Consider the following 11,980-nt stretch of genomic DNA (forward strand, 5'->3'; position numbering starts at 1 on the left):
CTATATAAAAAACAAGAAGTAGTAAAATTTAAAATTTTGAAAAAATGAAAAATTCAGCATTAAAAGGAGCTCTTGGAGCACTTGCCGTTGTGGGCGTGGCATTGGCTGCCAAAAAAATAGCACAGAGAAAAAGATTTATGAAAGGTATTTTTAGCGAATACGGAATCAAAGAAAGATCGCCTTTCGGTCTTGCAGATAAGATCAGAGAAATGGACGATGAGCAGTATCAGGAATTGAAGGGTAAATTCAAAAAAGAATTCACTTCAAGATGTTGTAAAAAAGACAATACCGTAGAAGCATAAGAAGTAAATAACTCAATTGAAATTGTTTAATTCCGGCGCGGGAAGCAAAGCTTCCCGCGCCGGAATTTTTTTGTATAGACCACTGTCATTGCGAGCGAAGCGAAGCAATCTCTCCGGTTCCCGAACCACATGAAAAAAAGATTGCCACGCTACGCTCGCAATGACAGGGTTGTGTCAATTAGTAAAGCATTTTGTACTGTAGGTGTTCAAGAAATTATATGACAAGATAAACACCTGCATCATTTGAATACAAACCTTTGCATTTTTTACCATAGGAGGACATTATATTTTATCTTGAGGAAGCAATAAGAAAAAAAATAATTCCTTATTTTTGCATAGCTTAATGAAAGATTACTACTATTTTCTCGGGATTACACCGGATGCTTCAGAAGAAGACATCAAGAAGGTCTATAGAAAGCTATCTTTAAAATACCATCCTGATAAGAATGACAACGATGATTTCTTTGCAGGACGTTTTTGCGAAATTCAGGAAGCTTATGAAATTTTGAGCGATTCTGAAAGGAGACGCACCTATGATCAGAATTTGGAGAGCCATCAGAAAAGTTTCAGATATAATATTCCACCGAGTATTAAAACGTTTACGGCGAATAAAATTCATGCTAAAAAAGGAGAGGAGATCATCATCAACTGGCAGACGAGCAATGCCGATGTGGTGAAGGTTTTGCCTTTCGGTTTGGAAAAGCCGTTTGGAGAAAGGATTTTTAAGATCACAGAATTTAAGGACGGGAAATTTCAGTTATTGCTTCATGTAACGAATTCTCTCCTTCACAAAACGGTAGTTCAGGGAATTACCATTACCGAAGTTTTTGAGAACGATAGTGCTCAGTTCAAAAGCAGTGTGGAGGAAATGTTTAAGCCTCAGCCCCGAACAAGAATGAACAGATCCGGCCAGCCAAAGATCATGATGCTGATCTGGGGAATTATTATTTTGGTGTTGGCGGTATATTTTTTATTCAGGAATTTCGGCTAGTTTAAGCCATCTTTTTTCTTCCCGGACATTTTTTACATCTTTTCCCTTTCTTGAACTTCTTACAGCAAGATTTCTTTTCACAATACATATCTTCATTATTAAATGCAAATACAGGAGCTAAAGGCGGTACTTTAAATGGGACAATCATATTCATGTTGCAAATATATTAATTTAGAATAAATATAATTAATAAAATTTCATAAAAGTTACAATGCCTGTTCTTCAACATGTTCAGTCCATATTCACATCTTTATTTTCGATGAAAAATGCTGATTAAGGATTTATATACTTCCCGAAAAATGAAGTTGAGTAAGACATGAAAACATCAAATATGGGATTATTAGGTACCCGTATAAAGTGAACTTTTTGATTCTTGTGGGGAAATGATAAGATTTCCGTGGATAAACGATCATATAGATGTTGATAAATTTTACATATTATTTAGGCAAATGATGAATCGGACTGTTGATTTAACAAATAATATGCGATAGGGTCACAAAAGAGGCTTCTTCAATTTTAATCAATAAACAGATTTCATTTCAATTTTTTTAGAACTGATATGATATTTTCGTTATTGTTTCGGCAATTTTGAACTCTTGTACAGTCGTTTAAAAAATTGTAATTTTACGAATCTTTTTTACAAACAAAATCTAATAAATAAAAATGAATACAGAACAGTTTGTGAGCCGTCACATTTCCCTTAATGAAGCCGATAAACAGGCAATGTTGGAAAGGTTAGGCGTTTCAAGTATTGAAGAACTAATTTCTCAGACCATTCCTTCTTCTATCCGATTAGAGAAAGACCTTGAGATCTCTGCACCGCTTTCAGAATACGAAATGCTGAACCATTCGAAAGATTTGGCATCGAAGAATACTGATTATACGAGCTACATTGGTTTTGGATACCACAATACACTTTTGCCATCAGCTATTCAGAGAAATATCTTTGAAAATCCAAGCTGGTATACGGCGTATACACCTTATCAGGCTGAAATTGCACAGGGAAGACTGGAAGCTCTTCTTAATTTCCAGACGGTAGTATGTGATCTTACAGGATTTGGGCTGGCTAATGCTTCACTTTTAGATGAATCTACAGCCGCTGCAGAAGCAATGCACATGTTCTTTAACAACAGAACAAAGGACCAGAAAAAGGCCAATGCAAACAAATTCTTCGTTTCCGATCTTGTTTTACCTCAAACAGTTTCAGTGTTAAAAACTAAAGCTGAAGGTTTAGCGATCGAAATCGTAGAAGGTGATCACAAAACACACCAGTTGGACGAGAGCTATTATGGTGTTTTATTACAGTATCCAGGTAAAAACGGTATCGTTTTAGACTATACGGAAGATATTGTAGACTATAAAAAATTAGATTTGCAGGTGGTTGTAGCTTGTGATCCGATGGCTTTGGTGAAACTGAAATCTCCGGCTTCCATGGGTGCTGACTGTGCCGTTGGAACTTCACAGAGATTTGGGATTCCATTAGGGTACGGAGGACCTCACGCAGCATTTTTCTCTTGCAGAGAAGATTACAAAAGAGATATTCCGGGAAGAATCATCGGGGTTTCTCAGGATATGTACGGAAAACGTGCATTGAGAATGGCGCTTCAGACCAGAGAGCAGCACATCAAAAGAGAAAGAGCCACTTCCAATATCTGTACAGCACAGGTACTTCTTGCGGTAATGGCAGGAATGTATGCGGTTTATCACGGTCCAAAAGGATTAAACTATATCGCTGACCAGATCCACTTTAAAGCCAACGCTTTGAAAAATGGTCTTAAAGCATTAGGTTACCAGACCGTTGAAGAACCTATCTTCGATACGGTGAAAATCACCATGAGTGAAGATGAAAAAGGAAGATTGATGAGAATGATGCTTGATCACAGACTTAATCTGAACTATTTCACAGAAGGTGTAGTAAGCATTGCAATCAACGAAAGTACAACATTGGAGAAATTAAACTATCTGATGGCTTCTTTTGCTCAGTTTAAAGACAAGCAGACTTTCAAATTAGAATTAAAAGAAGGATACAGCATTCCGGAAGAATTGTTGAGAAAAGACGAGATTCTTACGGAGCAGGTATTCAACAAATACCATACGGAGACAGAATTGATGCGTTACATCAAACGTCTTGAAAGAAAAGACTTATCGTTAACGCATTCAATGATTTCTCTTGGTTCTTGTACCATGAAGTTGAACGCTGCTACTCAAATGTTGCCGCTTTCTTGGGATAACTGGGGAGCTGTTCACCCATTTGTACCGGTAGACCAAGCTGGAGGGTATCAGGAAATGATCAGAGAATTGGAGAAAGATTTAGCTGAAATCACTGGTTTTGCAGGAACTTCTCTTCAGCCAAACTCTGGAGCTCAGGGAGAATATGCTGGATTAATGGTGATCAGAGAATATCACATTTCAAGAGGCGAAGGCCACAGAAATGTAGTATTGATCCCTCAATCTGCACACGGAACCAACCCGGCTTCTGCAGCAATGGCAGGAATGAAAATTGTTGTGGTTAAAAACCTTGAAAGCGGACAAATTGATTTTGAAGATTTAAAAGCTAAAACAGAACAGCATTCTGAGAACTTATCTTGTGTAATGATCACTTATCCGTCAACATACGGATTCTTTGATGACAATATTAAAGAAATTACAAGCCTGATCCACAAACATGGCGGACAGGTATATATGGACGGTGCCAATATGAACGCTCAGGTAGGATTCACTAGTCCTGGAAACATCGGGGCAGACGTATGTCACCTGAACTTACACAAAACTTTCGCGATTCCTCACGGAGGTGGAGGTCCTGGAGTAGGTCCGATCTGTGTGGCTAAGCACCTGGTTCCTTTCCTTCCTTCCAATGCGAATATCAGAATCGGTTCTAAAGAAGCGATCGAAGGTATTTCTGCTGCACCTTATGGTTCAGGTCTGATCCTAAACATTTCTTATTCTTACATCAAGATGTTAGGAACAGATGGATTGAAAAAAGCAACAGGACACGCGATCATGAATGCGAATTACCTAAAAGAAATTTTAGCAGAGCATTTCCCGATCTTATATTCAAACGAGAGTGGAAGAGTAGCTCACGAATGTATCGTAGACTTCCGTCAGTTCAAAACGTTAGGAATTGAAGTGGCTGATGTGGCGAAAAGATTGATGGACTATGGATTCCATGCACCAACCGTTTCTTTCCCTGTAGCTGGAACATTAATGATTGAGCCTACAGAATCTGAAAGCAAGTCTGAAATCGACCGTTTTGCAGAAGCATTAATCTCCATCAAAAAAGAGATTGATGAGATTGCTAACGGAGAAGCAGATCAGGCTAACAATGTGCTTAAAAACGCTCCTCACACAGAGCAATTGGTGATCTCAGATTCTTGGGATAAACCATACAGCAGAGAAAAGGCAGCTTATCCATTAGAGTGGGTAAGAGACCACAAATTCTTCGCCTCTGTATCCAGAGTTGATGAAGCGTATGGAGACAGAAACCTGGTTTGTACTTGTGAGCCGATTGAAGCTTATATGTAATCATTAACAATCAATATAAAACGCCCGTTTAGATTCTAAACGGGCGTTTTTCTAATTATTTTTATTCTGTTACCTTCTTCGATAGCTGTAGGCTACAAGAAGTGCTATGGCCATGGTACCAAAAGTTACCATTGACACTGTTTTAATTGAAATCTCACTGTCTTTTGTTTGTGATGTATCACGATATTGATCACATGAAGTCAGGAATACTACTGTCATGAATAGACAGCTCAAGAGTAATTTTTTAATCATAGGTATATTTGTTTGGTTTTTAATGTTTTACGAGCAAAAAATATACCGGATGTTCTATGGGAATGAGAATTCTGTATGCGGTAAATAGGAAATTCTTAGAATAATTAGGATAGGAAGAGCTTTTCAAATTGTTGTCATTAAATGTATTCTATCGGTAGTCATTGCGAGCGAAGCGAAGCAATCTCTTTTTTACGGCAAAGTCTATAAAGATTTCTTGATTAATAAGTGCCGATATAGTCTGTAAAGATATGTTTCTTCAACAAAGATGAAAATATAGGCTAGACATAATAAATATTGAGAAAGATAGACCTGAAGTTATGATAAAACCCTTCTCAAAACAGAAAAGGGTTTATTGTTGTATATAAAAATAGATTGTTCTTTTATTTCCCGTTCAGCACTGTATTCACATAGTCAGTCCACTCATAGACCGGAATGCTTCTGTCTAGGTAAAAATCAGGCTGTAATCCCTTTCCATCGATCGTAAAATCGGGAATACGCATGCTTCTTGAAAGTGAATAGCCTAATTCAAACTCTTTGCAGGGCGAAGGAACATAATACATATTGGAAACATCCAAAACGCCAAAAGTCGTAGTCCCGAACAGTTTCACTTTCTTACTTTGCTTGGCCGCCAGCAAAAATTGCTCGTCTGTACTTCCGTTTCGTTGATTAATGATGATTCCTACATTTTTCGGATAAGGATAAATGGTATCATACTTTGTGAGGCTGACTACATTATCATTGAGGTTGACGAATTTTCCCTGCTGTTTTTCCAGTGTATTAAATGAAGCCTGAGCCCATTTTTTATTCTCTTCATCGAAGCCGTATTCAGGTTTGTTGATGAAATCCAGCATTCTCTGATTGTTCAGTTGGGTAGATAAATATTCTACGCCTACAGTTCTGATTGGATTGGTGTAAATCAAAGGAAGGATATTGTGATAACTGGCATCACTTCCTCCGGTTCCGTTTCTGATGTCAATGATGAGATTTTCAGTGGAGAGGATTTTATCTTTATTGGCAGCAATAACGCTGTCAATCTTCTTTTTCTGGGAAGCCTGAAAAGACGGGATTCTTAGATAAAAAGTAGTTTCGTTTAATTTTTCTATATATGGTTCATTGGCGCCTACCGATTTAAAATACTGCGTATATTTGGGGTCGTCCTCAAGCTTTGGATACACTCTTGAAAGACTGAAATCTCCGATTTGTAAATGGTTTTTCCCCGTTAGAGTTACTTCTTTGGATTCCACCCCGGAATGATCACGCATATAATACACAGAGTTTAATTTGCCATCTGAAGAATTGAGTTTCAGCTTTACCTGTCCTTTTGTCCAGGTTTCTGCCCCCGATTCTATGATAAATCCTACATACTGGTCTCCCTTCTTTTTAATCCCAATGGTATAAGGTTCGGTATACCAAATCCCTTCATAGTCGGACGTTTTCTTTTGGTCCAGATACTTCTTAAAATCTTGCGTTTCTACCGCCAGAGTTTCCCAACTGGCAAATGGGTTGTTTGATTTTTCGGGAGTAGCCGATTTGGGAGATTCTTGCTTACTAATAGGTCTGATAGAAGCGTGTCCCGAACGAAAAAAAGTAAGCCATTCGGACAAAACAAGACTGCATTCACTGAATGTTTTAGCAGATTTTACTTTTTCGGATGTGGTTTTATTATGGGCTTCATAAGCCTGATTACTTTTTTGCTTTAATGCATATTCAAAACCTGCATCATTTGTTTCAAAAGTTTTTTTCACCCATTCAAAATTTTTTGTGCAATCGCAATTTTGGGCGTATACCGAGGTAGTTATTAATGTGAATAAAGACGAAATTAATACGGCTTTTAAGTTTTTCATGGTCTTAGTTTATATATAGGACATTCGAAAGGTTTAAAATATTACATTTTTACCGTTGCAATAAGGGTTTATGGCAATGTAAAGCCAATCCAAATTAGATGGGGCTAAAAATATATAAATATCCACTGAAAAGCAATATTTAATTCAATGCCTGATGAAATCAATGACATAAAACTACTTTTTTTGCAATTATGGCCATTTTGCTGCAAAAGCAACAATTGCAAAATAAATGAGTAGCATTATAATATTGGTTAAAAGGTTGACCATGAAAAATGGTTTCAGTAATCTCCATCCCTGTTGTTTGGTTTTTAATGAAAGCCAATAAAAAGGAAAATTCAATGAGTAAGGTTGCAATAAAACTGCATAGAAATCCAATAAAGAAACCTCCAAGTTCATATTCCCCAACTCTTGATTTCATACCCCAAAAATCAGGATAGCCATTTGCAAAAGAAAACCTGGGATGAATAACAGGAATAGTAAGAGGTAATTGTGGTAATTAGTTTTCATCATATAATTAGTAATACGTAATGGATTTTAAATCCGAACTCTCAGATATATTATTGAGTCCCATATTGTCCAGTATGAGACAGCCTGTAATTTTTTATTTTGTATAAATAATTGGTGCTTTGGTATAATTTTTCATTTGTTCTGGAGTTCCAATAATTTTCACATTATCATCAACGTACAGGACATTCATCATAAGGTTTGGATTTTGGGTGATATCAATCGTTTTAATATTGTTTTTATTGATGACAATTTGAATTAATTCAGGGTTATTGGTTAGATCCAATTTTTCAAATTGATTATTATCAATCGACAGATATTTTAATTTTTTAAATCTTTTGACATCAAAATCACGAATTTGATTATCCATCATATTGATTGATTGTAGATTTGGACAATTAATAATAGTGACTTTTTTTAGTTCATTTCTTCCAACAGCCAATTGTTCTAAAGAAGGGATATTGGCTATTTCGAATTCGGATAATTTATTTCTTGCACAATAGATTTCTTTTAATTTATAGAAGTCATGAAGTTTTAGTTTGGTAATTCCATTGATCGTTAATGAAAGGTATTCAATATTTTTGAAATATTTTACGTCATCAGCATTTGTGAGATTCTGTTCCATTAAATCAAGTCTTGAAACAGATTCAGCTTCTTCTTTTTCTATTTTTCCGTTTTTATTCCAATCTATTTCCGGATGCTTCAATAATACACTTTTCTCAAAGCTTGGATTAGTGAAATGGATAGATTGGGCACTTATGAATTTGGCGCAAAATAGGAAGATAATAAAAAGAGTTTTTTTCATTTTATATTTAAATACATTTTAGCTAAAATTGCAGATTATAACTTAACACCACGGGGCAGTTAGAATATTTTCGCTAAAATTAATAAAATTGCATTCAAAAACAATCCCTAAACTAGCTGTTGGTGAAGGAAAAGATGGAAAAACTGTCTGAAAAATAAGTTTTATTTTTATTCTTTCCGCCTGATTTTTTTTGATAGATAGAAAATACTGAAAATTGCGGCAATGGTTATGCAGGTCACTAAGAAAGTGGCCTTAATCGTTTCGCTTTCATTGCTTGTTGAAGATTTTGAACAGTCCATCAAGAGTAATGAACCGATTAAAATAAAGAACAATATTCCGAATGATTTTCGGAGAGAGATCAAATTATCTTGTTTCATCATCAGAGTGTATTGGTGTCCTGTAAATCTATAAATAAAACTGATCTAACCTATTGTAAATGAAAAGATTAAAATTTTTAACGTAAAATTTTAATGATTGCTTTAGAAACTGCTTATTTTTAGAATACAAACCTTTCCTTTTTGAAAAAGAAATACTGAATTAAGAGAAGCTGAAATCAACAAAAACAGATGATTATTTAAATATTTTCAGATCTGTAAAATCTGTGGGAAGAAATCCTAACACAAACAACACGAATCTCCTCCACAAATAAAAAAACATCCACACACAAAACCCCAAACGCCACACACTCTCAAACCCTCAGACTCTAATACCCTCAAACTTCAAAACTTAACCCCTTTCGTTCCAATAAAAACTATCCGGATGAACTCTTGCTCCAAAAACGGCTGTTCCCACTCTCACCATCGTAGCCCCTTCTTCAATGGCAGTTTCGAGATCTCCGCTCATTCCCATGGAAAGTTCTTTCATTTCGACGTTAGGAATATTTTGACTGATGATTTCCTGTTGCATATTTTTCAGGATTTTAAAACAGGATCTTACTTTTTCAGTTTCTGCACTGAAAAGGCCGATGGTCATTAATCCTTTGATCTTTAAAGTACTGAATTCAGAAACTTTCCGGGTCAGTTCAACAGCATCGCTGGGATGTACTCCGAATTTACTTTCTTCATCTGATGTATTCACCTGGATCAGAACCTCCATTGTTTTTCCTTCGGATACAAGTCGTTGATGAAGTTTTTCAGCGAGATCCAGACGGTCCAGAGACTGTACACAAACTACGTCGTATTTTAAGATATCCTTGATTTTATTCGTTTGCAGATGTCCGATAAAATGATTTTCATGTGGAGTATCTTTCAGTTCGTCATATTTTTCTTTCAGCTCCTGAACCTTATTTTCAGCAATTAAGGTCTGTCCGTTTTCTAAAGCTGTTTTAATATGCTCTGCAGAAACCGTTTTTGTAGCCAGCAACAATCTGACTTCATCAAGAGGTCTGCCTGCTTTTTCACATGCTTTCTTTATTCTGTCATTGATGATTTCGAGATTGTGGAGAATATCTTCTTTCATGATGGTGTAATTGACTGAGATTCCAGTTGTTTGATGAGTGCTGATTTTACGGCTGTAAAAGCATGATCTTTTGCTTCAGCAAAGGAAATGTTGTATTGACGGTCTATACTTCTCAAATCTTCCGGAAACTGAGACAGAAGGCGATCATAGAAAGTATCCAGAAATTCTGCAGAAGGCATTTCATAATTGATCTTCAGCTGAAAACGTCTCACCAAAGCGGTATCAATAATCTCCGCATGGTTGGTTGCACAGAGTAGAAGAGCATTTTCAGGATAATAATCGATTAACTGGATGAGGGTATTCACCAGTCTTCTCATTTCACCTACATCTTTGTCGTCACTTCCTCTTGCTTTTCCAATCTGATCCAGTTCGTCCAGAAAAAGAACAGATCTTTCCCTGGCAGCCTTATCAAAAATCATTTTAATATTTTGTGAAGTTTCCCCAATCCGGGACGAAACAATATTGCTGAGATTTAAAATCAGGATACTTTTGCCTAAAGCATTGGCAACGGCTTTAGCGGTCATCGTTTTCCCACAACCGGAATTTCCCTGCAAAAGGATCTTATTGTTCACAGGAAGCCCGTATTCCTGCAGTTCTTTCACGTAAGTGTGCTCCTTGATGAGCTGTGCCAGTTGGTCTCTGTTGTTTTTACCTAGAAATACATCGTTGAGGGTTACTTCCTCTTTATCCTGAATAATGAGATTGTACAGATTCATACTAAAACTAAAAAATGATTCTTATCTAGACAAAGATAAAGTTTTATTGAATGATTACCGGGTCCTGAAATAGAATAAGCTGGTAGGCCAGAAAAGGGGAGGATATACGGAATATTCAATAGGAATGGGCTTTATCCCGTTTTAACAAGAAAAGCCAGGCTATTGCCCGGCTTGACTATTTGGATATATAAAATTTGTTATGAAATTTAATTTTTTGGGGTTATGTTTTTGGGCCCTTTTACTCCAGTGAGTAAAAGAGCAGAATCTGATCATTCAGATCAAAAACATAAACAATACAATTAATATAGATGTTCTATAGGCTAATCTCCTTTAATAGAACTTAGTTTCTTTCTTCTCTTTTTACTGTCATAAAGTAAGAAGCGAATACTACTACACATGTTGCGATTCCGATGTAAGTTACCATTTTTGTTTTATTTAATTATTTGTGATTATTTTATCAATTATCTAATTGCAATATTACAACTTTCAAATCATGTGCCAAAGCAAATAATCATGATGTATATCAGTGTGTTATGTGTGATTAATTTTAATTTTTAACGAGTGTTTGTTTACAAAAAATTAATATGTTTTTATGGAATTATTGATATCTTTATTGTCTTATCTTTAAAAAATTAAAAAATTGACAACGGTTTGAACACTTCTATATTGGACCTGATAAAACAAAAAATAAGAAATGCGATGCATACTATTCACTTTTAACTTTGTTTTTTAACGTCAGATTTTAGGAGATGGACGAAATATTATGTTAAGAAAGCTTATTATTCAGGACCGGATTTTATCCTTGAATTTCTAAATGCTGACAGATGACATGACATCAATTTGAAACTTTTGTCACATAGCTATGAAATAATGACAGGTTTTAAACTCTTACTGTCAGACTTTTTTTGCCTCAATATTATTTAACTTGTGTAAGTGCTTCATAATAAATAGTTTGATAATTTATCACCAGGAGTAGAGTTATTAAGTCATTTTTTTTTATACTTTTTTTTCTGTTTAAGTGTACAGGAAAGGATTGAGATCAATTCAAAAATTGAAGGTGATTTTTGAATTCAATAATAGGATCTGACAGGTGTTTTATCAACCGATTTTTAGTGAAAAGCAGCAGCTTTTCCTTATTTTTGTAGAAAACAAGCTTTTATGGGACGCAGTTATATCTTTCTTGCTTTAGCAATCGTTTTCGAGATCATAGCCACTACTTTTCTGAAAAAATCAGAAGAATTTTCAAAGCTTTGGCCTTCTGTAGTGACCGTCATAGGATATGCTGCCGCATTTTACTTTCTAAGCATTACACTGCGGCAGATCCCTGTAGGAATAACGTATGCCATATGGTCTGGAGTAGGAATTGTTTTTATAACGATGATTGGTGTTATCGCTTTTAAGCAGGTTCCGGACCTGCCGGCTATCATAGGAATTGCATTGATCGTGATAGGAGTGATCGTTATTAATGTGTTTTCAAAAATGGGGACGCATTGATTTTTTTTAATTTAAAGATTTAAGAATTTAAAAATTCAAAAATTTAATGGATTCTATATAAAATTCAATAGGAGTGGGCTTTAGCCCACTTA

10 protein-coding genes are annotated in these 11,980 nt (G+C 35.7%); 5 read left to right on the forward strand and 5 right to left on the reverse strand.

Annotation, left to right across the window (positions count from 1 at the left end; genetic code table 11):
- The first annotated feature begins 44 nt into the window (after nt 1-44).
- The 3 genes from NZD88_RS02340 (at nt 45) to gcvP (ending at nt 4,815) form a co-directional block, all read left to right on the forward strand.
- Nucleotides 45-302 (forward strand): hypothetical protein, encoded by a 258-nt coding sequence (locus tag NZD88_RS02340; protein WP_259827114.1) that lies wholly within the window; start codon nt 45-47, stop codon nt 300-302.
- A 343-nt stretch (nt 303-645) separates the two neighbouring features.
- Nucleotides 646-1,293 carry a J domain-containing protein gene (locus tag NZD88_RS02345; protein ID WP_259827116.1) on the forward strand — a complete coding sequence of 216 codons (648 nt, stop codon included), beginning with the start codon at nt 646-648 and terminating at the stop codon, nt 1,291-1,293.
- Nucleotides 1,294-1,956: 663 nt separating this feature from the next.
- Nucleotides 1,957-4,815, forward strand: coding sequence for an aminomethyl-transferring glycine dehydrogenase (gcvP, locus tag NZD88_RS02350; protein WP_259827118.1), 2,859 nt, complete (start codon nt 1,957-1,959; stop codon nt 4,813-4,815).
- A gap of 69 nt (nt 4,816-4,884) precedes the next feature.
- Here gcvP and NZD88_RS02355 read toward each other — a convergent pair whose 3' ends face one another.
- The 3 genes from NZD88_RS02355 to NZD88_RS02365 form a co-directional block, all read right to left on the reverse strand.
- Nucleotides 4,885-5,049 carry a hypothetical protein gene (locus NZD88_RS02355; protein ID WP_259827120.1) on the reverse strand — a complete coding sequence of 55 codons (165 nt, stop codon included), beginning with the start codon at nt 5,047-5,049 and terminating at the stop codon, nt 4,885-4,887.
- A gap of 398 nt (nt 5,050-5,447) precedes the next feature.
- Nucleotides 5,448-6,812: a S41 family peptidase gene (locus tag NZD88_RS02360; RefSeq protein ID WP_259827122.1), complete on the reverse strand. Its 1,365-nt coding sequence runs from the start codon at nt 6,810-6,812 to the stop codon at nt 5,448-5,450.
- 700 nt (nt 6,813-7,512) lie between these two features.
- Nucleotides 7,513-8,220 (reverse strand): leucine-rich repeat domain-containing protein, encoded by a 708-nt coding sequence (locus NZD88_RS02365; protein ID WP_259827124.1) that lies wholly within the window; start codon nt 8,218-8,220, stop codon nt 7,513-7,515.
- Nucleotides 8,221-8,448: 228 nt separating this feature from the next.
- On the opposite strand from NZD88_RS02365, the gene NZD88_RS02370 reads away from it, so the two are divergent.
- Entirely contained in the window at nt 8,449-8,631 is a 183-nt protein-coding gene (locus NZD88_RS02370) for a hypothetical protein (protein ID WP_259827126.1), read from the forward strand.
- Between the two features lie 315 nt (nt 8,632-8,946).
- Here the strand turns inward: NZD88_RS02370 and NZD88_RS02375 are convergent, their stop codons facing one another.
- Nucleotides 8,947-9,678 carry a YggS family pyridoxal phosphate-dependent enzyme gene (locus tag NZD88_RS02375; RefSeq protein WP_259827128.1) on the reverse strand — a complete coding sequence of 244 codons (732 nt, stop codon included), beginning with the start codon at nt 9,676-9,678 and terminating at the stop codon, nt 8,947-8,949.
- On the reverse strand, nt 9,675-10,394 hold the full coding sequence (locus NZD88_RS02380) for an AAA family ATPase (RefSeq protein ID WP_259827130.1): 720 nt from the start codon (nt 10,392-10,394) through the stop codon (nt 9,675-9,677). Before NZD88_RS02380 ends, NZD88_RS02375 begins: the two co-directional genes overlap by 4 nt.
- Before the next feature lie 1,158 nt (nt 10,395-11,552).
- Between NZD88_RS02380 and NZD88_RS02385 the strand changes: the two genes are divergently transcribed.
- Nucleotides 11,553-11,888, forward strand: a complete 336-nt coding sequence (locus NZD88_RS02385) for a DMT family transporter (RefSeq protein WP_169235827.1) — start codon at nt 11,553-11,555, stop codon at nt 11,886-11,888.
- Nucleotides 11,889-11,980 lie beyond the last annotated feature (92 nt).

The sequence above is a fragment of the Chryseobacterium pyrolae genome, from assembly GCF_025153485.1.
GTDB classification, from domain to species: Bacteria; Bacteroidota; Bacteroidia; order Flavobacteriales; family Weeksellaceae; genus Chryseobacterium; species Chryseobacterium antibioticum.